This is a genomic window from Brachybacterium saurashtrense, assembly GCF_003355475.1.
Classification (GTDB): Bacteria; Actinomycetota; Actinomycetes; order Actinomycetales; family Dermabacteraceae; genus Brachybacterium; species Brachybacterium saurashtrense.
Genome location: NZ_CP031356.1, coordinates 1906390 through 1929712 on the forward strand (window position 1 = coordinate 1906390; position 23323 = coordinate 1929712).

Annotated in this window: 24 protein-coding genes; 11 read left to right on the forward strand and 13 right to left on the reverse strand. The window is 73.1% G+C overall.

Going from position 1 to position 23323, the window contains the following annotated elements; translation table 11 throughout:
- Positions 1–16 precede the first annotated feature (16 nt).
- From DWV08_RS08620 to DWV08_RS08630, 3 genes are all read right to left on the reverse strand, one after another.
- Complete coding sequence (locus DWV08_RS08620; RefSeq protein WP_115413414.1) at positions 17–1582, reverse strand: GMC family oxidoreductase; 1566 nt, start codon at positions 1580–1582, stop codon at positions 17–19.
- On the reverse strand, positions 1579–2169 hold the full coding sequence (locus DWV08_RS08625) for a hypothetical protein (protein ID WP_115413415.1): 591 nt from the start codon (positions 2167–2169) through the stop codon (positions 1579–1581). The genes DWV08_RS08620 and DWV08_RS08625 overlap by 4 nt, the downstream gene beginning before the upstream one ends.
- Positions 2170–2274: 105 nt before the next feature.
- A complete protein-coding gene (locus DWV08_RS08630; RefSeq protein WP_241237193.1) occupies positions 2275–3123 on the reverse strand; it encodes an IclR family transcriptional regulator in 849 nt (282 codons plus the stop codon).
- 138 nt (positions 3124–3261) lie between these two features.
- Between DWV08_RS08630 and DWV08_RS08635 the strand changes: the two genes are divergently transcribed.
- Both DWV08_RS08635 and DWV08_RS08640 read left to right on the forward strand, forming a co-directional pair.
- Complete coding sequence (locus DWV08_RS08635) at positions 3262–3582, forward strand: putative quinol monooxygenase (protein ID WP_115413416.1); 321 nt, start codon at positions 3262–3264, stop codon at positions 3580–3582.
- Between the two features lie 203 nt (positions 3583–3785).
- Positions 3786–4622, forward strand: coding sequence for an SDR family NAD(P)-dependent oxidoreductase (locus tag DWV08_RS08640; protein ID WP_115413417.1), 837 nt, complete (start codon positions 3786–3788; stop codon positions 4620–4622).
- On the opposite strand, the gene DWV08_RS08645 is transcribed toward DWV08_RS08640, so the two are convergent.
- Together DWV08_RS08645 and DWV08_RS08650 are read right to left on the reverse strand one after the other, a co-directional pair.
- Positions 4615–5787, reverse strand: coding sequence for a hypothetical protein (locus tag DWV08_RS08645; RefSeq protein ID WP_206516699.1), 1173 nt, complete (start codon positions 5785–5787; stop codon positions 4615–4617). The genes DWV08_RS08640 and DWV08_RS08645 overlap by 8 nt on opposite strands.
- A complete protein-coding gene (locus tag DWV08_RS08650; RefSeq protein ID WP_162801534.1) occupies positions 5784–6620 on the reverse strand; it encodes a helix-turn-helix transcriptional regulator in 837 nt (278 codons plus the stop codon). Before DWV08_RS08650 ends, DWV08_RS08645 begins: the two co-directional genes overlap by 4 nt.
- A 68-nt stretch (positions 6621–6688) precedes the next feature.
- Here DWV08_RS08650 and DWV08_RS08655 point away from each other — a divergent pair, with 68 nt between their 5' ends.
- A complete protein-coding gene (locus DWV08_RS08655) occupies positions 6689–7006 on the forward strand; it encodes a DUF2249 domain-containing protein (RefSeq protein ID WP_115413418.1) in 318 nt (105 codons plus the stop codon).
- A gap of 24 nt (positions 7007–7030) precedes the next feature.
- Here DWV08_RS08655 and DWV08_RS08660 read toward each other — a convergent pair whose 3' ends face one another.
- Together DWV08_RS08660 and DWV08_RS08665 are read right to left on the reverse strand one after the other, a co-directional pair.
- Positions 7031–7801 carry a DUF899 family protein gene (locus DWV08_RS08660; RefSeq protein ID WP_115413419.1) on the reverse strand — a complete coding sequence of 257 codons (771 nt, stop codon included), beginning with the start codon at positions 7799–7801 and terminating at the stop codon, positions 7031–7033.
- Positions 7798–8514 (reverse strand): dihydrofolate reductase family protein, encoded by a 717-nt coding sequence (locus DWV08_RS08665; RefSeq protein WP_115413420.1) that lies wholly within the window; start codon positions 8512–8514, stop codon positions 7798–7800. Before DWV08_RS08665 ends, DWV08_RS08660 begins: the two co-directional genes overlap by 4 nt.
- A gap of 227 nt (positions 8515–8741) precedes the next feature.
- Here DWV08_RS08665 and DWV08_RS08670 point away from each other — a divergent pair, with 227 nt between their 5' ends.
- Positions 8742–10208 carry an MDR family MFS transporter gene (locus tag DWV08_RS08670; RefSeq protein WP_115413421.1) on the forward strand — a complete coding sequence of 489 codons (1467 nt, stop codon included), beginning with the start codon at positions 8742–8744 and terminating at the stop codon, positions 10206–10208.
- A 64-nt stretch (positions 10209–10272) separates the two neighbouring features.
- Here the strand turns inward: DWV08_RS08670 and DWV08_RS08675 are convergent, their stop codons facing one another.
- The gene (locus tag DWV08_RS08675; RefSeq protein ID WP_338142891.1) at positions 10273–11190 is read right to left on the reverse strand and encodes an NADP-dependent oxidoreductase; all 918 of its coding nucleotides are present in this window, start codon (positions 11188–11190) and stop codon (positions 10273–10275) included.
- A gap of 165 nt (positions 11191–11355) precedes the next feature.
- On the opposite strand from DWV08_RS08675, the gene DWV08_RS08680 reads away from it, so the two are divergent.
- The 3 genes from DWV08_RS08680 to DWV08_RS08690 all read left to right on the forward strand — a co-directional run bounded on the left by DWV08_RS08680 (position 11356) and on the right by DWV08_RS08690 (position 13653).
- Positions 11356–11598, forward strand: a complete 243-nt coding sequence (locus DWV08_RS08680) for a PspC domain-containing protein (RefSeq protein ID WP_115413423.1) — start codon at positions 11356–11358, stop codon at positions 11596–11598.
- Between the two features lie 158 nt (positions 11599–11756).
- Positions 11757–12251 carry a flavin reductase family protein gene (locus DWV08_RS08685; RefSeq protein WP_115413424.1) on the forward strand — a complete coding sequence of 165 codons (495 nt, stop codon included), beginning with the start codon at positions 11757–11759 and terminating at the stop codon, positions 12249–12251.
- A gap of 142 nt (positions 12252–12393) precedes the next feature.
- Positions 12394–13653 (forward strand): acyl-CoA dehydrogenase family protein, encoded by a 1260-nt coding sequence (locus tag DWV08_RS08690; RefSeq protein WP_115413425.1) that lies wholly within the window; start codon positions 12394–12396, stop codon positions 13651–13653.
- Here the strand turns inward: DWV08_RS08690 and DWV08_RS08695 are convergent.
- Together DWV08_RS08695 and DWV08_RS08700 are read right to left on the reverse strand one after the other, a co-directional pair.
- Positions 13631–14518 (reverse strand): alpha/beta fold hydrolase, encoded by an 888-nt coding sequence (locus tag DWV08_RS08695; protein WP_115413426.1) that lies wholly within the window; start codon positions 14516–14518, stop codon positions 13631–13633. The two genes, DWV08_RS08690 and DWV08_RS08695, sit on opposite strands and share 23 nt — an antisense overlap.
- Positions 14496–16925, reverse strand: a complete 2430-nt coding sequence (locus DWV08_RS08700; protein ID WP_241237194.1) for a sodium-translocating pyrophosphatase — start codon at positions 16923–16925, stop codon at positions 14496–14498. Before DWV08_RS08700 ends, DWV08_RS08695 begins: the two co-directional genes overlap by 23 nt.
- A 293-nt stretch (positions 16926–17218) precedes the next feature.
- Here DWV08_RS08700 and DWV08_RS08705 point away from each other — a divergent pair, with 293 nt between their 5' ends.
- A complete protein-coding gene (locus DWV08_RS08705) occupies positions 17219–17428 on the forward strand; it encodes a dodecin (RefSeq protein WP_115413427.1) in 210 nt (69 codons plus the stop codon).
- Positions 17429–17539: 111 nt separating this feature from the next.
- Here the strand turns inward: DWV08_RS08705 and DWV08_RS08710 are convergent, their stop codons facing one another.
- From DWV08_RS08710 to DWV08_RS08720, 3 genes are all read right to left on the reverse strand, one after another.
- Positions 17540–19549, reverse strand: a complete 2010-nt coding sequence (locus tag DWV08_RS08710) for a TRAP transporter permease (protein WP_115413428.1) — start codon at positions 19547–19549, stop codon at positions 17540–17542.
- Between the two features lies 1 nt (position 19550).
- Positions 19551–20543, reverse strand: a complete 993-nt coding sequence (locus tag DWV08_RS08715) for a TAXI family TRAP transporter solute-binding subunit (protein WP_115413429.1) — start codon at positions 20541–20543, stop codon at positions 19551–19553.
- Positions 20544–20848: 305 nt separating this feature from the next.
- The gene (locus tag DWV08_RS08720; protein WP_115413430.1) at positions 20849–21163 is read right to left on the reverse strand and encodes a 4a-hydroxytetrahydrobiopterin dehydratase; all 315 of its coding nucleotides are present in this window, start codon (positions 21161–21163) and stop codon (positions 20849–20851) included.
- Between the two features lie 133 nt (positions 21164–21296).
- Here DWV08_RS08720 and arfB point away from each other — a divergent pair, with 133 nt between their 5' ends.
- From arfB to DWV08_RS08735, 3 genes are read left to right on the forward strand one after another with little or no spacing between them, the layout of a single operon-like run.
- A complete protein-coding gene (gene arfB / locus DWV08_RS08725; RefSeq protein WP_115413431.1) occupies positions 21297–21737 on the forward strand; it encodes an alternative ribosome rescue aminoacyl-tRNA hydrolase ArfB in 441 nt (146 codons plus the stop codon).
- A 60-nt stretch (positions 21738–21797) separates the two neighbouring features.
- Positions 21798–22388 (forward strand): 1-acyl-sn-glycerol-3-phosphate acyltransferase, encoded by a 591-nt coding sequence (locus DWV08_RS08730; protein WP_115413432.1) that lies wholly within the window; start codon positions 21798–21800, stop codon positions 22386–22388.
- Positions 22379–23311: a DUF3152 domain-containing protein gene (locus DWV08_RS08735; protein WP_115413433.1), complete on the forward strand. Its 933-nt coding sequence runs from the start codon at positions 22379–22381 to the stop codon at positions 23309–23311. The genes DWV08_RS08730 and DWV08_RS08735 overlap by 10 nt, the downstream gene beginning before the upstream one ends.
- Positions 23312–23323: the final 12 nt, after the last annotated feature.

Sequence of the window (23323 nt, forward strand, 5' to 3'; positions counted from 1 at the left end):
GGCCGCTCCCCCGCCGTCACACGGTGCCGGCGCGCAGCGACTCGGCGATGTGCTCGGCCTGACGGATCGCGAGCGCCACGATCGTCAGCGTCGGGTTCGCCGCCGCCCCGGTGGTGAACTGCGACCCGTCGGAGACGAACAGGTTGGGCACGTCGTGCGCCCGCCCGAAGCGATCCACCACGCCGTCCTCCGGCCGCTCGCTCATCCGGCAGGTGCCGAGGTTGTGCGTGGAGGGGTACGGGGTGGTGCGGTGCGTGCCCACCGCCCCCACGGCCTCGTACAGCGCCTCGCCGCGGGAGTAGGCGTGCTCGCGCATCGCGAGGTCGTTGGGGTGGTCGTCGAAGTGGACGTGCGCGACCGGCAGGCCGTGCTGGTCCATGACGGTGGAGTCGAGGGTGACCGCATTGGACTCCTGAGGCATGTCCTCCCCCACCAGCCAGCATCCGGCGGTGTTCTCATAGGCGTCCAGCAGCCGGGTGAAGCTCGGCCCCCAGGCGCCGGGCTCCACGAAGCTCGCCATGAAGGCGGGCCCCAGCGAGATGGTCTGGATGTAGTAGCCGCCGGCGAAGCCGCGGGAAGGGTCGTGCACGGATTCGTCGCTGATGCACCCGGCCATCGTCTCGCCGCGGTACATGTGCACCGGCTTGTCGAACTGCGCGTACACGCTGCCGGTCATGTGACGCATGTAGTTACGGCCCACCATCCCGGAGGAGTTCGCCAGCCCGTCGGGGAACATCGCCGAGGAGCTCAGGTGCAGCAGGCGCGGCGTCTCGATCGCATTGCCCGCCACGCACACCAGCCTCGCGGCCTGACGGTGCAGGTTCCCCTCGGAGTCGAGGTACAGCACGGCATCGGCCCGGCCGGTGCGGTCGTGGAGGATCTGCGCGACGTGGGAGTCCGGGCGCAGATCCAGCTTCCCGGTGGCCAGCGCCCGCGGGATCTCCCGCACCATGGTGGACCACTTCGAGCCGTTCTTGTCGCCCTGGAAGTTGAAGCCGTCCTGGACGGAGGCGGGGCGGCCGTCGTAGGGCTCGGCGTTGGTGCCGTACGGGCCGGTGGCGTAGTACCGGTACCCGAGCTTCTCCGCACCGGCGGCGAGCACCTTGTAGTTGTTGTTCGCCGGCAGCGGCGGCCGGCCGCCGCGGTGGGTGGAGCCGATCGCGTCCTCCGCGCGGGTGTAGTACGGCGCGAGCTCCTCGTAGGTGAGCGGCCAGTCCATGAGGCTGGCGCCGTCGATGCGGCCGTACACGCTGCGGGTGCGGAACTCGTGGGGCTTGAAGCGCGGGGTCGCCCCGGACCAGTGGGTGGTGGTGCCGCCGACGGCCTTGACGATCCAGGCGGGGAGGTTCGGGAAGTCCTTCGCCACCCGCCAGCTGCCGGAGGTGGTGCGGGCATCCGACCAGGCCATCTGGTCGAAGGCGGCCCATTCGAGGTTCATGTAGTCCTCGCCGCGCAGGTACGGGCCGGCCTCGAGCAGGACGCACTCGATGCCCTGCTTGGTGAGCTCGTGGGCGAGGGTGCCGCCCCCGGCGCCCGAGCCGATGATGACGACGGCCTCGGTGGAGTGATCGATCGTGGTCATGCCTGCCCCTTCGTCCCGCGGCCGGTGCGACCGGCGCGCGCCCTGCTCTGTCCGGCCGGGACGGCGGCGCCCCGGACGCTCCTGGTGGTCGCCCCGCGCGGGAGGTCGGAGACGACCTCCTGCAGCGGCTCGCCGTCGTACTCCTCGATCCGCGGCTCGGGCAGCCAGTCGAGGTCGTCGAAGCCCCGGTGGAGGTAGCCGCCCTTGTCGAAGGAGGGGCCCTCGTAGCCGAGCACCTCCCACACCTCCTCGTCCTCGTAGAGGCTCACCACGACCGTCTGCCGCACGAAGCCGAAGAACGTGGTGTGCTGGATGCGCAGCAGCAGCGGCAGCGCCTCCTCGGCGCTCAGCGCGGCGAAGCGCCCCTGAGCGAGGGCCTGCAGGGAGTCGAGCCCGTGGCTGAGCTTCACCCGCATCCACGCGCTCTCCTCCGCGGCGCAGCGGACGGTCTCCGCGGCGCGACGGTAGGCGGACTCCGGCACCTGTTCGTGCGGGAACGCGGCCCTGATCATCGCGACCAGGGTCTCCTGCGCCTCGTCGGTGCCCTCGATCTCGTTCACGGCGTCCTCGCCGCACGGTGCACTCATGGCAACCCCTTCCCACTGCATCGTCGTCAGTGATCCGGAGCACACGCTAGGCAGGGGCCCCGAGCCGGGCCAAGCGCGGTTATCGCGAGGCGAGAACGAGGGCGGTCAGTGCGCCTGCGCGCCCCAGCGGTAGGCGCGGCCGGCGCGGGAGGCGCAGGCGCGCACCCGGTCCTCGACGTGCCGCATCCGGCCCTCGTAGGCGGCCACCGGCGCGGAGACCGCCACCGTGCCCACCAGCATGCCGTCGTCGGCCTTGATGGTCGCGGCGAGGCAGCTGGTGCCGGGCACGAACTCCTGGTGCTCCCAGGCGATGCCGCGCTCGGCGATGTCCTCGAGCTGGGCGCGCAGCAGCTGCGGGTCCACCACGGTGCGGTCGGTGTGGGCGCGCAGCGGCCCGTCGGCGAGGTAGGCCTCCCGCTCCTCGGGGGCGAGGGAGGCCAGGCCCGCCTTCCCGAAGGCGGTCGCATGGGGGCTCTCGTGGAAGCCGAAGCCGAGCGGGGACAGCCTCGGTGCCTGCGGGGAGTCGGAGACGTGCACCACCACGAAGTCGGTGCCGCGGTGGATCGCCAGATACGCGGCCATGCCGAGGTCGCGGTGCATGGCGTGGACCTCCTCCCGCACGGTGCGGGGGATGCCGAGATCCTCGTGGAGGCCCACGGCGAGGCGGTGCAGCTGGTACCCGAGCGCGAAGCGCTTCTCGGACCGCAGGTGCACCAGGTACTCGCTGCGGATCAGCTCCTGCGCGATCCGGTACACCGTGGGCAGCGGGATCGAGGTGACCTCGGCGATGCCGCGCGCGGTGCTGCTGCCGTGGGCGGCCACCGCCTCCAGCACGGCCAGCGCCCGCGCGATCTGCCCGCCCTGTTCGGGGGCGTCCCGGTGCTCGTGGGGTGCGCGAGGCCCGTGAGGCTCCCCGGAGGCGCGGGGCGCCGGGGGCTCTTCCGTCGAGGTCATCATCGCCCTCCTTCCGGCGCCCATTCTGCCCGAGCCGTGCGAGGTCGAAGCATGATTCTTGCCCTGCGAGAATCATGGTTCCGTCCCTGCCGCGCGCACGGCAGGGTGATGGCGTCGCCACCGAGAAAGGACCCGACGATGATCCTCATCAACGTGAAGTTCCCTGTGAAGCCTGAGTTCGCCGACCGCTGGCCGGAGATCGCGAGCGAGTTCACCGAGACCACCCTCGCCGAGCCCGGGAACCTGTGGTTCGAGTGGTCCCGCAGCGTGAAGGACCCGAACACCTACGTGCTCATCGAGGCCTTCACCGACGAGGGCGCGGGCCCGCACGTGAACTCCCCCCACTTCCAGAAGATGCAGGAGGAGTTCCCGCAGTACCTCGCCGCGCAGCCGCAGATCATCTCCCACCAGATCGACAGCGACGGCTGGGGCCCGATGGGCGAGATCACGGTGGACTGAAAGCCGACGGCGACGGTGCCTCATCGCGCCCGCCGCCGAGCAGCAGGGGGACGGAGCACAACGCTCCGTCCCCCTTTCTCATGGGGCGAGAGAGCGCTTCTCGCTCGGTGAGAGGCCTCGTTGCCGCGCGCGTGGGGCGTTGGTGGGGTGGTCGCGGCGGCCCGATGAGCGTGCCGCCCGGTCCACTCGAGGAGGAGTTCACCATGACCACCACCCCCACCGACGCATCCACCGTCGAGACCGCCCGCTCCCGCGCCCCGGAGGGGCCGCGGGTCGCGGCCGTCACCGGCGCCGCGCGCGGCATCGGCGCGGCGATCGCCCGGCGGCTCGGGGCCGACGGCCTCCACGTGATCGTCGCGGATCTGCCGTCGATGCAGGAGGGCGTCGCCGGCACCGTCGAGGCGATCACGGCCGCGGGCGGCACCGCGACCGGGGCCGAGACCGACGTGACCGACGAGGCCTCGGTCGAGCAGCTCGTGGCCACCGCGGTGGAGGCGGGCGGGCACCTGGACGTGTTCGTCGCCAACGCCGGCATCGCCCAGGTCCAGGAGCTGCTGGACTACGACCCGGAGGACTTCCGGAAGATCCTGGACGTGAACGTCTCCGGGGTGTTCCACTCCTACCGGCAGGCCGCCCGGCAGATGATCGCCCAGGGGCACGGCGGGAAGATCATCGGCGCCGCCTCGATCGTCGCCTTCCGGCCCTTCGCCCTGCTGGGCCCCTACTCGGCCACGAAGTGGGCGGTGCGCGGCCTCACCCAGGCCGCGGCGATGGAGTGGGCGGAGCACGGCATCACCGTGAACGCCTACGGACCCGGCATCGTGGGCACCGCGATGTGGGACCTCATCGACGAGAAGCTCGCCGCCAAGAACGGCCAGCAGCGCGGCGAGGCGCTGGCGGAGAACGCGCGCTCGATCCACCTGGGTCGGGTCTCGGTCCCGGAGGACGTCGCCGCGATGGTCTCCTATCTCGCGGGCGCGGACTCCGACTACGTCACGGGCCAGACGATGCTGGTGGACGGCGGGATCCAGTTCAGCTGACGGCCCCGTTCAGGGCGCCCGCACCGCGGCGGTCCCGGCGCGAGCCGGGGCCGCCGCGCGGCAGGGAGGCCGGGGCGGGCGTGCGCGGCGGGCCGAGGAGCGCGCTGGTCACGGCGGTGACCACGAAGAGGAGCAGCGCGAGCACGCCGAGCACACCGCCGAGCTGCCAGGCGGGCCGCCACTGCAGGGCGTCGCCGAGTCCCAGCCGCACCACGAGACTGAGCTGCAGCAGGACGAGCGGCAGCCACAGCGCGGGCCGGTACGGCAGCGGGATCCGCAGCACGGCGGGCAGGATCGTGGTGGAGTGCGCCATGATCATCGAGAGCGTGTAGCCGAGCAGGATCGCGTGCGCGACGGCGTCGTAGGCGCCGCCCACGGGCCGCCCGCCGAGCATGAGCACGCCGGCGGCGACGGCCAGCCACACGTAGCCGGCCAGGACCGCGGCGGCCATGAAGCGGGGCCCGCCCGGCATGCGCACCGTGCGCCGGGCGACGTCGTGCTGGACGAGCCAGATCGCGAGGGCGGCGAGCGCGACGCCGAGCAGCACCGCCCCGGCCTCGGCGTGCCACAGCCCGATCAGGAGCGCGGCGACGATGCTCGCGGCGTGCGCGAGGAGGCGCGGCCCGGCGGAGGGGCCGAGCGTGATGCGGGCGAGCTCGACCCGTTCGGCCGCGATGGTGAGGACCACGAAACCGATCAGCCAGGGCAGCACGTCGTCGAACAGCGCCCCTCCGGCCCAGCGGAGCGCGCCGCCGCAGGCGAGGCCCGCGGCGAGCAGCTGGACGAGCACGGCGTCGTCGTGCTGGCGCCGCCACAGCGGGATGTACACCAGGGTGAACGCGGCGGTCCCGACGACCAGCAGGACCTGCCCGACCGCGAGCGGCAGCGGGTCCGCGAGAAGGCTGATCCCCGCCAGGCCCAGCAGGCCCGGGGCGAGGAACCCGTACCAGCGGTCCAGGGCGGTGGCGCGCTCGAGGGCGATGAGCGTGCCCACGAACCCGAGCACGAGCAGCATCCCGTGCACGAGGGGCAGGCGGTCGGTGGTGACGGGGGCGGGCAGGCCCAACAGGAGCAGCGCCGCGTCGAGTCCGGCGAGCAGGGCGAGGCCGGCCGGGAGCATCCAGCCGAGTCGCCAGGAGGGGCGCCGACGGGGCGGCGCGCTCACCCCGCCTCCCGGAGGCGGAGCCTGCACACCCCGGGGGCGGCGAAGGGCACCAGCTCCGACCAGGCCGCCGGTCGCACTGCCCCATCGGGTGCCGCCCGGTCGGGGGCCGGCACCTCGGGCACGGCGCTCTCCCCCGTGAGGAGGGCATCGACGAGTCCGCGGTGCACGGCGCAGACCACCTCGGGGTGCTGATCGGCGGCCTCCAGCAGCGGGCAGCGGTGCAGGGAGATGTCCTCCCCGTCATCGGCCGGGGCGAAGCCCTGGGCCGCCATCACGTGCAGCACGCGCTCGCGGGGCGTCGGCACGGTCGAGCCGGTGGGCAGATCGTCGAGGACCTGGCGGCCCCAGGACAGCCCGGCCTCGTGCGCGGTCGCGGCCGGGTCGGGGCTGGTGCGCGCGATCGTCTCGGCGAGCACTCCGGCGAGCGCGGCGTAGGGCGACGCGGCGCCGTGGAGGGTGGGGCGCCACAGCCAGGCGGGGCGGCCGCGGCCCTCGGCCGGGGCGAGCGCGCGGGTGGCATGCCCGTCGGCGAGGAGCTGGTCGAGGTGGCCGCGCACGGTGTTCTCGTGCAGGCCGGTCGCGCGGCTGAGCGCGCCCACGGAGACGGGCGCGGCCTGCGCTTCGAGGGTGCGCAGCACCTGCTCCCTGGCGGCGGTGTGACGGCGCCCCTCGGCGCTGCGCCGAGGGATGGGCGGCGAGGTCGCCGCCGCGGGCGCGGAGGCGTGGCGGCGCGCAGGCGCGTCGGCGGCCATCGCGTCGGCAGGAGCCGGGCCGGCGGCCGACGGATCCTCGGGCACGATCGCGGGACCTCTCTCCTGATTTTCCACGGACATGACCGTAATATATCCGTGAGACCTGCGCAGGACCGGATGTCCTGCCCACCCCGAGGACAGGAGCCGACATGGCCGACATCACCATCCAGCGCTCGCGCGAGGAGGCGGTGGACCAGAAGCCGAACCAGCCGGGCTGCGCCTGCGGCGAGCACGACGAGGGCCTGCCCGAGCTGGACGTGCAGACGATCCCGCACGCGATCCGCCACGCCTCGATCTTCGGTGCGATCGAGTCGCTGGTGCCCGGCGGCGGGCTGATCCTCTCCGCGACCCACAACCCGGTCCCGCTGCTCCTGCAGCTCCAGGCCAAGCACGGCGAGCTCTACGCCGCCGAGTACCTCGACCAGGGCCCCGAGCGCTGGCGGATCGAGATCCGCCGCACCGCCTGAGGCGACGCGCCGCCGCGGCGGGCCTCAATGCCCTCCGCGGCGCCCCAGCGTGGTCACCGGGGCGGCGCCGGGGCGCGCCCACTGCGGCAGCGGGCGACTGGTCTCGCCCCAGGTGGGGGTGCCCTGGGCGTCGGTGCGCCAGGTCCAGCAGGCGTGGCGCCCGGCGGGCCACCCGTCGGGCACGTCCTCCCACTCCTCGCCGCGACCGTACGGGGTCATGTCCAGCAGGCCCATCGAGAAGTTCACCCGTTCGTTGCCGCGGCCGGTGGTGCGGTAGGTGAGGAACACCCGCTCCCCGTCGCGCAGGAAGCTCGCCAGGTGCCCCATGTCGCCGCCGATCGGCGGCGGGGCGTCGCGCACCGAGTACCAGGGCACCCGCTTGTAGCCCATGAAGGCGGTGAAGGGGTGCACCTCCTCCCAGCGCCCGGTGGTGAGGATCGCGAGGGAGACGCCGTGGGCGTGGAGATAGGTGGCGTCGTGCAGGTGCCAGGCGGTGGTGGTGCGGCCCTCGCACTGGCCCTGGTGCGGTGCACCGTCGTGCCACATGTGCTGGTAGACCACGAGCCGGTCCCGGCCCTCGAAGAGGCCGCGGAACGGCACGGGCCCCACGGGACCCACCACGGCGGCATCGCCGTCGACCTCGACCATGGGCAGGCGGCGCCGGGCGGCGGCGATCGCATCGCCCTCCCGGGTGTGCGCCTTCTCGCGCGCCAGCAGCTCCTCGCGGGCGCGCTGCCAGGCGTCCATGTCGACCACGGGCGGGCGGCCGGGGCGGTCCGGTGCGGCGGAGCTCATCGCGTCTCCTCTCCGTCGTGCGCGTCGCCCTCGTCGGGTGGGGCGCCCTCGTCGTGCGCGGCTCCGCCGTCGCGCCGCCATTCAGTACCCGGCGGCTGCTCGAGGTGGGTGGGGGCGTACTCGAGCAGCTGGAGCCCGCCGTCGAAGGTGCGCGATTCCACCAGCTCCAGCGCGAAGTCCTCGAACTGCTCCCAGATCCGCTCCAGGCCGGTGCGGCCGGTGATCACGGGGAACAGCACCACGCGGAAACGGTCCACCAGCCCGGCGCGCATCAGGGAGTGACTGAGCCGGATGCTGCCGGTGGTGGTCAACGGCGCGGTCGCGGTGCGCTTCAGCTCTCGCACGGCCTCGATCGCATCGGTCGCCACGAGGGTGGTGTTGGCCCAGGCCAGCGGCTGGGTGAGGGTGGAGGAGAAGACGATCTTGGGGAGCTGCGCCATATGGGCGAAGCTCTCCTTCTCCTCCGTAGAGATGTCGATCCGCTCGGTCTGCAGGGCCATCTCGGACATCAGCCGGTAGGTGGTCGCACCCATCAGGGTCACGCCCTCGGGCTGCGCGCCGAGCCAGGCCAGGTAGTCGGTGCTCTGGAGTCCCCACCAGCCGGGCCAGCCGTCCCCGGCGGCGCATCCGTCCAGGGACAGGATGAAGTCCACCACCAGCTCCCCGGCCGCGGGGCGTCGGCTGAGGGGTCCCGGTGCGTGCGTGTCGCTCATGGCGATCGCTCCTCGGAGACGGCCCCGCCGCGGTGCGGGGCGAGTGCTCCCAGCCAAGCACTCTGCGCCGGCGGCGTCCAGGGGCGGGCCGCGCGAGTGACGACTCGGGGCGCTGAGGCATTCCTCCCACCGAGGAGACCTTGCACTTACTGCAACTTTCCGCCTACTGTCGATGCGGGCGATGATGCCGAGAACGCGGCGGGACGACGAGGAGGAGCAGGAGCCAGGTGGCGATCGAGACGGGTGAGATGCCGGCAGTGGGACGCAGCGACGATGCAGGACCGAGCGGGCAGGCGTCGCCCCCGCCGGCGGTGAACCCGAACCTCGTGATGGCGGTGCTGCTCGCCGGCGCGTTCGTGATCATCCTCAACCAGACCCTGCTGAACACGGCGCTGCCCGCCTTCATGGCGGACTTCGGCATCACCGCGAACTCCGCACAGTGGGTCACCACGCTGTTCATGCTGGTCAACGGGATCATGATCCCGGCCACCGCGTTCCTCATCCAGAAGTTCTCCACCCGCACGATGTTCTTCGCGGCGATGGGCATCTTCGCGCTGGGCACCGTGATCTGCGCGGTGGCGCCGGTGTACCCGGTGCTGCTGCTGGGCCGCGTGGTGCAGGCCGCCAGCGGCGGCATGATCATGCCGCTGATGCAGACGATCCTGTTCGCGATCTTCCCGATCGACCGTCGTGGCACCGCGATGGGCACCTTCGGCCTGGTGATCTCCTTCGCCCCGGCGATCGGCCCCACGCTCTCGGGGTTCATCGTGGACCACTGGTCCTGGCGGGTGCTGTTCGTGATGATGCTGCCGATCGCCCTGGGCGCGCTGGTGTTCGCGCACTTCACGCTGAAGAACGTCACCGAACGCACGGATCCGCGGCTGGACGTGCTCTCGCTGATCCTGTCCACCCTCGCCTTCGGCGGGCTGCTGTTCGGCTTCAGCAACGCGGGCAACGTGGGCTGGGCGGATCCGCAGGTGTACGTGCCCCTGGTCGTGGGCGTGCTGGCGCTGGTCTGGTTCGTGCGCCGACAGCTGCGACTGGAGGAGCCGCTGCTGGAGCTGCGCGTGCTCACCAACCCCATGTTCACGCTGGGCACGGTGCTGGGCATGCTGGTGTTCATGGCGATGATCGGCGGGATGCTGATGATCCCGCTGTACATGCAGAACATGAGCGACTTCACCGCGATGGAGTCCGGCCTGGTGCTGCTGCCCGGCGCGGTGATCATGGGCGTGATGTCCCCGGTGACCGGGCGGATCTTCGACCGCTTCGGCGCCTCGGCGCTGGCGATCATCGGCTTCACGCTGCTGACGGTGACCAGCGTGCTGCTGGGCCTGCTCACCCCGGAGACGTCCTTCGCCTACATCGCAATCGTCAACGCGGTGCGGATGCTGGGAACGGCGATGGTGATCATGCCGGTCACCACGGCGGCGCTGAACCAGCTCTCGCCGCGGATGGTGCCCCACGGCGCCGCGGTGAACAACACCATGCGGCAGGTGGCGGCGTCGCTCGGCACCGGGGTGCTGGTGACGGTGATGACCGCGGCCGCCCGGGATCCGGAGGTGTACGGCATGGCCGGGCCGATCCACGGCGTGAACGTGGCGTTCTGGGTGGCCGGCGGCATCGCGGCGCTGGGCCTGATCGGCGCCTGCTTCCTGCGCGGCTCCCGGCCGCGGGCGGTGGCCGCGGACTGACGCCCGCACAGACCGACGGCCCTGCACCGTGCGGTGCAGGGCCGTCCTCGTCGTCGCAGCGCCCTCAGCGGGTGGTGTCCACGAGGATCTTCCCGGAGACCGTCCCGTCGCGGTTCGCCTCGAAGGCGGAGGCCGCCTCGGCCAGCGGCACCGTGCGGGCGATCTCGACCTGCAGGGCCCCGGCCGCGACCTGCTCGAGCAGGCTCCGCAGTCGGGCGCCGTCGGGCCGCACCCAGACCCAGCGGCCCCCGGCCTCCTCCACGGAGGGGTCGGCGATGGAGACGTGCCGGCCGTCGTCGGCGAGGACGGCGAGGGTCTGCTCGCGCACGCCGCCCACGAAGTCCGCGACGGCGTCGACCCCGTCGGGCGCGAGCTCGCGCACCTGCTCCACCAGCCCATCCCCGTAGGTGAGGGGCTCGACGCCGAGCGAGCGCAGCCTCTCGTGGTTCCGGGGCGAGGCGGTGCCGAGCACGCGGGCGCCCCGGGCCCGGGCCAGCTGCGCGGCGAGGTGGCCCACTCCCCCGGAGGCGGCGTGGAGCAGCAGGGTGTCCCCCTCCGCGACCTGCAGTGTCTCGAGGCTGCGCAGGGCGGTGAGACCGGCCAGGGGCAGGCCGGCGGCGACCTCGCTGCGCACGCCGTCCGGGATCGCGGCGACCGAGGTGGCCGGCAGCGCCACGTACTCGGCGAAGGTGCCGCCGTGGATGACGTCCTTGCGGCCGTAGGAGGCGACGCGATCGCCCGGGGAGAACTCGGGGGTGTCGGGGCCGACGGCCTCCACCACGCCGGCCACGTCCCAGCCGGGGATGACGGGGAAGACGGCGTCGATCAGGGAGTCCAGGCCGCCGGCCATCACCTTCCAGTCCACGGGGTTCACGGCGGCGCGCTCCACCCGGATCAGCACCGAGCCGGGGCTGAGGGTGGGCATCGGGGCGTCGTCGGTGAGCTGGAGGGTGGAGGGGTCGCCGTACTGGGAGTAGGTCATTGCACGCATGTGGGGGCAACGCGCAGCGGCCGGATGGCATTCCTGCGGGCGGGCGGACGGCGCGGCGGGCACCACCGGGCGGGTCCTCGCGGCGCGGCGCACCCCCGGCACGTCCGGGGGACAGCACCAGTGCCCGCGCGGCGTCCTGCGTCTACGGTCGGTGCCATGAACACCTTCTTCGCCACCCTGCGCGGATTCCGCTTCCGTCGCGGACCCCGACGACTCGCCGGGGGCATCGCCGGCGGCCTCGCCGATCTCACGGGGCTCGACGTCTGGCTGATGCGCGTGCTCGTCCTCGCCTCGTTCCTGCTGCCGGTCCTCGGCGTCGGCGCCTATCTCGTGGTGTGGTTGCTCACGCCCTGGCAGGACGGCACCATCCCGCTCGAGAGGGTGCTGGACCGGCGCTGACGGCGGTCGCGCACTGCGCGCCGACGTGGCGTGCACCTCATCCGACCGAGTCCCTCCATGAACGCCCTCACCTGCACGGATGACGGTGCATGACGGGAGGGTCCCATATCCGGGAGCGCCGGAGCATGCTGGCCGGCATGAGTCCTACAGTCGAGGCCATGCTCACCGATACCGCGCTGCGCGAGGCGTACTCCCACTTCCCCCAGGGCGTGGTCCTGGTCGCAGCCGAGGTGGACGGCGTGCGCCACGGCATGGTCGCCTCGACCTTCACCGTGGGCGTGTCCCTCGAGCCGCCGCTGGTCTCCCTCGCGGTGCAGCACAGCTCGAAGACCTGGCCGATCCTCCAGCAGCACGGTCACCTCGGCGTGACGGTTCTGGGGAGGTCCCACTCCGCGGTGACCCGTCAGCTCGCCTCCTCCGATCGTGAACGACGCTTCGAGGGCGTGGACCTGCGGGTGGACCCCCTCGGCGCCCTCGTCCTCGAGGACGCCCCGGCCTGGATGACCACACGGGTGTACGACTCGATGCGCGCCGGGGACCACGACGTGGTGCTGCTGGAGGTGCTGGCGATCGACAGCGCCCCGGAGGCGGAGGCGATGGTGTTCCACCGCAGCCGCTTCAAGGAGCTGGTGCGGGAGCATCTGCCCGCCTGAGCGCATCCTGCCGCGCCCTGGATGACGGCAGGTCACGGCGCGCGACCTCGGATGACGGCGTGCGACGGGCTCCCTGGCCACCGCCCTCATGCGGCCCTACTGTCGGGCATCACCACTCGTGATGACCGACGAAAGGCACGACATGACCACGCTCCGCGAGCTCCGTGACCGCTTCTCCCCCGTGTTCGAGACCATCGCCGCCGGCGCGCTGGAGCGGGAGCGCACCCGCGCCCTGCCCCGCGCCGAGGTGCGCGCCCTGGCGGAGGCCGGCTTCGGTCGCCTGCGCCTGCCGGTGCGGGCCGGCGGCCTGGGCGCCACGATCCCGCAGCTCAGCGCGCTGCTGGTGGACCTGGCCGCCGCCGATTCGAACCTCCCGCAGATCTGGCGCGGACACATCGCCTTCGTGGAGGACCTCCTGGTCACCCCGCACGCCGCCTTCCGGGACCGCTGGCTGGACCGGATCGCGGGCGGCGCCGTGCTCGGCAACGCCTGGTCGGAGATCGGCACGGTGGAGCGCGGCACCCAGGGCACCCGCCTCACGGTCGACGGCGAGCGCGCCGAGGTGACGGGCCGGAAGTTCTACACCACCGGTTCGCTCTACGCCGACCACTCCGACACCCTGGTGCAGGCGGCCGACGGCACCCAGCACATCGCCGTGGTGCCGCTGGACCAGCCGGGGGTGGAGATCAGCGACGACTGGGACGGCTTCGGCCAGAGGCTCACCGGCACCGGCACGATCGTGTACCGCCGCGCCGCGCTGGATGCCCGTGACGTGATCCCCTTCGAGGACCGCTTCGGGTACCAGACGGCCGTGTACCAGCTGGTGCTGCTCGCCGTGCACGCGGGCATCGCCGCGGCCGTCGAGGCGGACGCGGTGGAGGCGGTCGCCGCCCGCACCCGCACCTACAGCCACGGCAACGCCGACAGGGTGCGGGAGGACCCGCAGATCCTCCAGGTGGTGGGCGAGATCTCCGCGGTCTCCCACACCGCGGCGGCCCTCGTCCAGCAGGTGGCGGAGGCGGTCCAGGCCGCGCACGAGGCGGCCACGATCGGCGGCGAGCAGGCCCGCGCCGCGGAGGTGACCGCGGAGCTCGCCTCGGCGCGGGCGCAGGTGGTCGTCTCGCGCCTGGTGCCCGAGGCGGCCACCCGGCTGTTCGACGCGCTCGGCGCCTCGGCCGTGCGGGAGTCCGCCGCCCGGGACCGCCACTGGCGCAACGCCCGCACGGTCGCCTCCCACAACCCGTGGGTGTACAAGGCGCGAGAGATCGGCGCCCACGCGGTCAACGGCACCGCGCCGGGATTCCAGTGGGCGATCGGGACCGTCCCGGCCCCGGCGCCGACGGCGGCGGACGCGCCGACGGGCGAGGACGCAGCGGTGCTCAGCGCGGCGCAGCCTGCGTGAGGAACCCGGCGATCTCGGCGGCGACCTGCGCGGGGTGGGTGAACGCCACGTCATGGCCGGCGCCGGGGATCACCGCGGTGCGCGTCTGCGGCAGCAGGCCCCGCAGCCAGTCGCCGACCGTCGCGAACAGCGGCCCGTGCGCCTCGCCCTCGATGTGCAGCACCGGACAGGACAGGGCGGCCGCACGCTCCGCGGGCAGCGTCCACGCCAGCAACGCCGGGATGTCCACGGCGAAGACGGTGGGCGCGTCGAGCAGGATCCGCTCGCTCATACCGGGGACCACGGCGTCGAGGTCCTCCCGCCAGTGAGGGCCGGCCACCTTGTCCTGGAGCGCCTCGAGCGCGGCCACGGGGCCGAGCGACTCGTGGAGGTCCAGCAGCTCCCGGTTCGCCGCCAGGAAATGCTCGGCGCCCGGCGCGAGCAGCGGCGGCGGCTCGACGAGCACCAGGCCCCGCACCCGGCCGGGATGGGCGAGCGCCAGCTCCAGGGCGATGGCGACGGAGAAGCTGTCGCCGAGCACATGGGCGCTTCCGGTGCCGCAGGCGTCGAGCACGGCGAGGGCGTCGGCCGCCTCGCGCACCAGGGAGCCGGGCCGCGGCGCCGGTGGGCTCGCGCCGTAGCCGCGCCGCCGGTAGCGGAGGATCCGTGCCGTCCCGGCCAGGCGCGGCTGCCGGGCCAGCGGGTCCAGGTGCTCGGCGGCCGCCGTGGTGGGGACCAGCAGCAGCGGGATGCCCTCGCCGCGCGCCCGCGCGCCCAGCGCGGCCCCGTCCGCCCGCACGCCCGACGGGACCGCGTCGGCCCCCGTGCCGTCGCCGCCGGGTGGGGTGGCACTCCCCTCGCCGTCAGGCGCCGTCGCTGCTGCCATCGCCCGGTCGCCGCCCCTCGTGCCCCGCGTGCTCCGTGGTGCCCGCGACGGCCGGGCGCCCGTCGGCCGCCCCTGCCGAGTGCCCGTCGGCAGCACCGGCCGGGTGCCTGTCGGCAGCACCGGCCGGCTGCCCGTCGGCCGGGTCCCCGTCGGTCTCCAGCACCACGCCGCGCCGGATCGAGATCGTCACCGCCACGGCGATCACGGCGACCGCGGCCCCCGCGATGAGGTAGCGCACCGGGTTCGCCTCGCCGCTGAGCGCGCTCATCCCCACCACGGCGGGCGCGATCAGCACGGCCACCAGGTTCATCACCTTGATCAGCGGGTTGATGGAGGGGCCGGCCGTGTCCTTGAACGGATCGCCCACGGTGTCGCCGATCACGGTCGCCTCGTGGGCGTCGGAGCCCTTCCCGCCGTGGTGGCCGTCCTCCACCAGCTTCTTCGCGTTGTCCCAGGCGCCGCCCGCGTTGGCGAGCAGGATCGCCATCAGCACCCCGGCCGCGATGGCGCCGGCCAGGTAGCCCGCCAGCGCCGAGGCGCCCAGGCCGAAGCCCACCGCGATCGGGGCGGCGACGGCGAGCAGCCCGGGGGTGGCGAGCTCGCGCAGGGAGTCGCGGGTGACGATGTCCACCACCCGCCCGTACTCGGGCTTCGCGGTGCCCTCCATGATCCCGGCGATCTCCCGGAACTGCCGCCGCACCTCGAACACCACCGCGCCGGCGGCGCGACCCACCGCGCTCACGGCGAGCCCGGAGAAGAGGAACACCACCGCGGCGCCGATGATCACGCCCACCAGGGTCTGCGGGGCGAACACCACGGACTGCGCGAGGAAGTCCTGGTAGCGGTCCCCGAGCACGCCGCGGATCGCATCGGTGTAGGAGCCGAACAGCGCGGTGGCGGCCAGCACCGCGGTCGCGATCGCGATGCCCTTGGTGATGGCCTTGGTGGTGTTGCCCACGGCGTCGAGCTCGGTGAGCACCTGGGCGCCCTCGTCGTCCACGTCCCCGGACATCTCGGCGATGCCCTGGGCGTTGTCGGTGACCGGGCCGAAGGTGTCCATCGCCACGATCACCCCCACCGTGGTGAGCAGCCCGCAGCCGGCCAGCGCGATCGCGAACAGGCCGGTGACCCCCGCGCCGCCCAGCAGGAACGCCCCGAACACGGCGCCGGCGATCACCAGCGCCGTGAACACGGCCGATTCCAGTCCCAGCGAGAAGCCGGAGAGGATCACGGTGGCCGCGCCGGTGCGCGAGGTGCCCGCGACCTGCCGCACCGGCCGGTCCTCGGTGCTGGTGTAGTAGCCGGTGAGGTAGAGGATCAGCACGCCCAGCGCGATGCCGATCACCACGGCCCCGGCCGCGACGATCCGCGGATCGTCCACCGCGGCGCCCGCGTCCTCGACGCCCAGGGCCGCGAAGCTGCGGGGCAGGTGCACGAAGGCGGCCACCGTGCACAGCACGGCGGAGACCAGCGCCGAGATCAGGAAGGAGCGGCGGATGGTGCGCAGCGCGCTCACCCCCTTCTGCGGGGTGGTGAGGTAGAGCCCGATGAGGGCGGTCACCACGCCGATCGCGGGGACGATCAGCGGGAACACCATCCCGGCCTCGCCGAAGGCGGCGCGGCCCAGGATCAGCGCGGCGACCAGCGTCACCGCGTAGGACTCGAACAGGTCCGCGGCCATGCCCGCGCAGTCGCCCACGTTGTCGCCCACGTTGTCCGCGATGGTGGCCGCGTTGCGGGGATCGTCCTCGGGGATGTTCTGCTCCACCTTGCCCACCAGGTCCGCGCCGACGTCCGCCGCCTTGGTGAAGATGCCGCCGCCCACGCGCATGAACATCGCCACCATCGCGGCGCCGAAGCCGAAGCCCTCCAGGACCAGCGGCGCATCGCCGCGGAAGAGCAGCACCACGGCGCCCGCGCCCAGCAGGCCGAAGCCGATCGTCGCCATGCCCACGCAGGCACCGGTGCGCACCGCGATCAGCATCGCCGGGTCGCGGCCCGTCTCCCGCGCCGCGGCCGCCACCCGCACGTTGGCCCGCACCGCGAGCCACATGCCCAGGTAGCCGATCAGGCCGGAGAACGCGGCGCCCACCAGGAACGCGACGGAGCGGGCGCCGCGCAGCAGCATCCCGTCGGCGCCGGTCTCCCCGTGGGCGGGGAGCAGTAGGAGCAGCACGAAGGCGATCGCGGCGAACAGCCCCAGGGTGCGCAGCTGCCGGCGCAGGTAGGCGGCGGCACCCTCCTGCACGGCGCCGGCCACGGCGTTCATGCTCGGGGTGCCGGCCTGGGCCCGCAGCACCTCGCTGCGGAACCGGAACGCCATCGCGATCGCGATCAGGGCGATCACCACGATGACGCCGAGGGTGCTCATGCTGGCCAGGGAGAGGGTGAGGGGATCCGGGGTCATGGGGGCCTCCGCACGTCGTCGTGGGTCTGGGGGCCATGCCGCGCTCCACGGTGAGCGGGCCTGCCCTGTGCGGGCACCCTAGTCCCGTTCCGTGCCCTGCGACAGGTGCTTCGCGCAGATGGGTGCCGTTCGTGCAGGTGAGCGGGCAGGACACGGGTCGCAGGGTGGGCTGAGGGGCGGGCTGCGGGACGGGCTGCGGGGTCCGTCCCCTGGTTCGCGCGCCCGGCGCGGCGTACCGTGTGCGCACCGATCCCGCGGGGTGCGGCCCCGCGGCCGTCCACCAGGAGGCCACCATGGCAGGGCACGTGTACAGCATCACCGAGATCGTCGGCACCTCGCCGGAGAGCACCGACGACGCGGTGAAGAACGCCATCGCAGAGGCGTCGAAGACCCTGCGCAACCTCGACTGGTTCGAGGTGCAGTCGATCCGCGGGCACCTCGAGGACGGCTACGTCGCCGACTGGCAGGTGACGCTGAAGATCGGCTTCCGCCACGAGAGCTGAACACACCGCGCACCGGCGCCGAGCACACTGCGCACGAGGGGCCGCGACCGTGGTGGTCGCGGCCCCTCGTGGAGCGGTGCACCCTGCGGGCGGCGGGCCCGTCGGCGCCGCTCAGGCGGTGACGGGCGCGGCGTCCTTCCCGCTGCCGTCGCGGTGCCGGCCGCGACGGATCAGCTGCACCACGATCACCGCGGCGGCCAGGACCATGCCCACGACGGAGACCACGATCGACGGGTACACCATCAGCACGCCCGCGATGACGAGGGCGGGGCGCTCGAACCGGGTGGTGTCCCCGAAGAGATACCCGGCCAGGCCGGCGGAGATCGCGATCATCCCCAGCACCACGGTGGTCAGCGCCGGGATGAGCTCCCCGATCGTGCCCTCGAACAGCAGCGAGGGCTCGAGCACGAACACGAAGGGGATGAGGAAGCCTGCGATCGCGAGCCGCAGCGCGGTCACACCCGTCTTCAGCGGGTTCGAGCCGGCGATGCCGGATCCCGCGTAGGCGGCCAGGCACACCGGTGGCGTGACGTCCGCCAGGATCCCGAAGAAGAACACGAACATGTGCGCCGCGATCATCGGCACGTCGAAGTTGTTCACCAGGATCGGTGCCGCCACGGTGGCGGTGACCACGTAGTTCGCCGTGGTGGGCAAGCCCATGCCCAGGATCAGGCACACGATCATCGTCATCAGCAGCACCAGCAGGAAGTTGCCCTGCGCGATGTCGATGATGGTGTTGCCCAGCCGGCTGCCCAGGCCGGTGCCGGTCACCGTGCCCGCCACGATGCCGGCCGTCGCGCAGGCCGCGATCACGGGCAGCGCGGTGCGGGCCCCGGCCTCGAGGGTCTTGACGATCCCGCTGAACGAGAGCCGGGTGGACTTCCGCAGGAAGCTCAGCGCGAACGCGACCGCCACGCCCCACAGCGCCGCCCGGGCCGGCGAGAAGCCGGAGAGCATCATGTAGACGATGATCACCAGCGGGGCCAGCAGATCGATGCGGGTGAGGATGCTCTTCCAGCTGGGCAGGTCCGCGCGGGGGATGCCCTTGATGCGGGTGCGCTTGGCCTCGAAGTGCACCGAGAGGAACGCCCCCATGAAGTACAGGGCCGCGGGGATCACCGCGATGAGGATGATCTCGCTGTAGGGCACCCCGGTGTACTCGGCCATGATGAACGCCGCAGCGCCCATGATGGGCGGCATCAGCTGACCGCCCGTGGAGGCGGTCGCCTCGGTGGCACCGGCGAAGTGGGAGCGGAACCCGGCCCGCTTCATCAGCGGGATCGTGAACGAGCCGGAGGCGACCGTGTTCGCCACCGAGGAGCCGGAGATCATCCCCTGCAGGCCCGAGGCCGCGACCGCCGCCTTCGCGGGCCCGCCCGTGAACCGGCCGGTGAGCCGGAAGGCGAGGTCGTTGAACAGCGCACCGATGTTGGTGCGGATCAGCACCACGGCGAACAGCAGGAACAGGAAGATGAAGGTGGAGGAGACCTGGATCGGCGTGCCGAAGATGCCGGCGCGCGAGGTGAAGAAGGTGCCCACCGCGTAGTTCTGCCAGGACTGGCCCACGATCAGCGTCGCGTACCCGATCGCCGCCACCGCGATCAGCACGATCGGCAGGCCCACGCAGCGGCGCGTCGCCTCCAGGGTGAGCACGATGCCCAGCGTCGCGACCACGTAGTCGATGGTCTCGAACCCCATGATCTGCACCAGGTTGCTGGTCAGATGGGAGTAGCGCACCACGATGTAGAAGTTCGCGAACAGGGCCAGCAGCGACAGCGCCACGTCCCAGATCGGGATCCCGCCGCGGCCTCCCCGGCGCTCCACCCGCTTCCCCGCGGGGTAGAGCAGGAAGATCACCGAGGAGGCGGCGCCCAGGTGGATCGCTCCCTGGATCAGGGAGGGGCGGGACCCGAAGATCCCGGTGTAGAGGTGGAACAGGGTGAGGGCGACCGACAGGCCGCCCACCACCCATGCCCACAGCCCCAGATCGGTGCGGTACCGACTGGCGGTGTCGTGCTCCCGCAGCAGCTCCTCGGCGTGCGCCTCGGCCTCCTGCTGCGTCTTCTTGTCGACCTCGAGCGATGAGGCGTGCGGAGCGTCCTCGCGGTCCCCGGCGCTCATCTCAGAGAAGCCCCTCTTCCTCGTAGTACTGCTGCGCGCCCGGGTGCAGCGGCACCTCGCCCTGCCCGGTGAGCGCGAAGTCGTGGCTGATCAGCCCGCCCTGCGGCAGGGTGATGTCCCCGGAGTGCTCGAAGGTGGCCTTGGTGATCTCGTAGCCGAGCTCGGGGCTCACCTGGGTGGTGGAGGCGATCAGCGCCGCCGCGACGGACAGCGTGATGACGTCCTCCTCGAGGAAGTCGTACGCGTCGGGCGTGATCGTGTACACCTCGAAGAGGCTCTCGGAGGCGACCTGCTCGGCCTTGTCCTGGTCGAGCGAGACCAGGGCGACCTCGTTGGTCGCGGCGAGGTCGCCGAGGGAGCCGGTGGGGGTGCCGACCACGAACACCGAGGCGTCGATGTTGTTGTCGCGCAGCAGGTCCAGCGAGCTGGAGAAGTCCTGCTCGAAGGCCTCGTAGTCGCCCTCGCCGATGTCGTACGCGGCGAGGATCGCGTCCGAGACCGCACGGGTGCCGGAGCCCACGTCGCCCACGGCGATCCGCTTGCCCTTGAGGTCCGCGGCGGACTCGATGCCGCTGCCCGCGAGGGTGACGATGTGGGCGGCCTCCGGGTACAGACCCGCGATCCAGCCGATGTTGTCCACCTGGGCGCCCTCGAACTCGCCGTCGCCGGTCACGGCGGAGTTGGCGGTGTCCGACTGCGAGATGCCCAGCTGCCACTCGCCCTGGAAGATCTTGCCGATGTTCTCCACCGAGGCACCGGAGTCGGTGTAGTTGACGGTGACGCCGTCGATGTTGTCCTCGTAGATGGCCGCGTACTCGCCGCCGAGCGGGTAGTAGACACCGCCGGTGCCGCCGGTGCCGAAGGTCAGGTCGGTGACGAAGTCGCCCTCGCCGCCCTCCCCGCCGCCGCCGCTGCCGCCGTCGCTGCAGGCGGCGAGCAGCCCGAGGGCCGCCACGGGGCCCAGGGTCGCGAATGTGCGTCGTCCGATTCTCATCTCGTGCTCTCCTCAGTGTGGTGGTCCTGCGGACCGCGAGTGGTCAGGGCGCGCCCCGCTGCTCTGCGGGAACGACCGGTCCATGGGTGGTGCCCATCTCACCACATGGACGGCCCCACGCCGACATCTCTCCGGTCAAGAGACGCAACGGTGACATAACGGTCCGCATCGCGCCAACTTCCCGCCTGCGCTGGTGGCGCGTGCTCTCGCACGCCGAGGCCGAGGTCGGCTCCGCGCGGGGCGCCGTCGGGCAGACCGTGCGGCGGGGCGCGAGCTCTCCTCGGCCGCGCCCCGGGCGGGGCCGGTCAGTCCGCGGCGACGTCCACGCCGAGGGCGGCGGCGTGCTCGCTCGCCTGCTGCGCGAGAGCGATGTCCCGCCCGGTCACCCCGCCGACGTCGTGGCTGGTGAGGGTCACGGTGACCGTGGGATAGGTGAGGGTGACGTCCGGGTGGTGGTTCGCCGACTCCGCAGAGGCGCCGAGGCGCGCCACCAGCTCCAGCCCGGTGGCGAAGTCCCCGGTGGCGAAGCGGGCGGTGAGCAGGCCGTCCTCCATCCGCCACCCGGCGGGAGCGGCCTGGGTGATCTCGTCGGGGCTGAGGATCTTCGTCGATGCGGCCATGTCCCCATCGTGCCCGCTGCGCGCCGGCCCGTCCACCGGTCGCAGGCCCCTGCGCCCTCGGCACGGACGGTCCACCGCGCGGCACACGAGCGGGCGGCCGCGCCCGTCGCGGCCCGTCGGCCACACTGGAGGGATGGATGACCTGCACGTACCTCCGGGACCCGGCGCACCCCGCGGCCTGCGGATCCCCGCCGGCGAGCTCGCCGAGCAGTTCTCCCACGCCTCCGGCCCCGGCGGCCAGGGGGTCAACACGGCGGACTCGCGGGTGCAGCTGAGCCTGGACCTCGCCACCACCACCGCGCTCGACCCCCGACAGCGCGCGCGGGTCCTCGCCGCCCTCGCGCCCCGCCTCGCCGGCACCGTCCTCACCGTCGCCGCGGCGCAGCACCGCGCCCAGCGCCGCAACCGGCGCGAGGCCCGGGAGCGCCTCGCCGCGCTGCTGCGCGAGGCCGTCGCCCCGGAGCCCGTGCGTCGCACCACGCGGCCCACCGCGGGCTCGCGGCGTCGGCGGCTGGAGGCCAAGCGGCAGCGCGCGGACCTCAAGCGCACGCGACGGCGCCCCGGCACGGAGTGACGGCGGCGCGGATCCGGCGATTCGTGCCCTGCGCAGGGGCGGAGCGCATAGGTTGACCTCATGATCCGCCAGCTCCTCGCCCGCCTGTTCTGGGCCCTCGGCCCCTGGCGCCTCGTCGCGCCGCGGGCGGTGCAGACCCCCACCGTGATCATCGGCGCCCCGCACACCTCGAACTGGGACTTCGTGCTGATGCTCGCGATCGCCTGGCGGCTGCGGATCCGGCTGCGCTGGCTGGGCAAGCACACCCTGTTCACCTCGTGGAAGGGACCGCTCATGCGGGCCCTGGGCGGGATTCCCGTGGATCGCTCCTCCCCCGGCACGGTGGTGGCGGAGGTGGTGGCGAGGGTGCGCGCCGAGGAGGCGTTCGCCCTCGTGATCACCCCCGACGGCACCCGCAGCAACCGCGGTCACTGGAAGTCTGGCTTCCACCGCATCGCCCGCGAGACCGGCCTGCCGGTGACCCTCGGCTTCGTGGACCGCACCACCATGACCACCGGGCTGGGCCCGAGCCTGGAGATGACCGGCGACGTCCGCGCCGACATGGACCGCATCCGCGCCTTCTATGCGGACAAGGCGGGCTACTGCCCCGCACGGCGCAGCGAACCGCGGCTGCGGGAGGAGGGCGAGGGCACCCCGGAGGCGTGTCCCTGACCGGTCGCGCCCGCACCGTCCTCTACGGTGACGATGTGCCGCACCCCACACCGTCCCGACCTGCGCTCCGGCTCACCCGACGGGGGCGGCTGGTGCGCTCCGTGCTGGTGCTGGTGCTCGCGGTGCTGCTGCTCCTCGCGATGGTCGCACTCGTGCGCGCGGTGCGCGGAGGGCCCGACGCCGCCGCGGCTCCCGCTGATGCGACCGCCGCCGGCCCCGAGGGGGACGACGGGAGCGCGGGCGACGCACCGGACGCCGACGAGGCCGCGAGCCCCTCCCCCACCCCGGAGACCGAGGGCGAGGTGGACGGCGCCGCGGCCGACGGGGAGATCGAGCGCTCCGGCACCGTGGGCGAGGGCACCTGGACCGTGGCCGCCCCCGTCGACGCCCCCACCGGCGAGGCCGGCGCGGACGCGGACGGCGAGGACGGATCCGACGGCCAGGAGGAGCGGCCCTCCGCGCGCACCTATGCCGTGCGCGTCGAGGACGGGATCGGGATCGACGCCGACGAGGCCGCGACCGAGATCGCCGCGGTGCTCGCCGACGAGCGCGGCTGGCAGGACCGCGAGGACGTCGTGTTCCAGCAGGTCGCGAGCCCGGAGGAGGCGGAGTTCACGATCTCGCTGGCCTCCCCGCCCACGGTGGACGAGATGTGCCTGCCGGCACGCACCGGCGGACTGTGGAGCTGCCGCATCGGCCCGGACGTGGCACTGAACTCGGACCGCTGGCTGCTGGCCACCCCCACCTACGAGGACCTCGCCGAGTACCGGGCGTACATGGTCAACCACGAGGTGGGGCACTTCCTCGGGTTCGGCCACGCCGACTGCGGCGGCGAGGGCCGGCGCGCCCCGGTGATGCTGCAGCAGTCGATCGACCTGCAGGGCTGCGTGCCGAACGCCTGGCCCGCCACCGAGGAGGCGTGAGCCGCTCGGCGG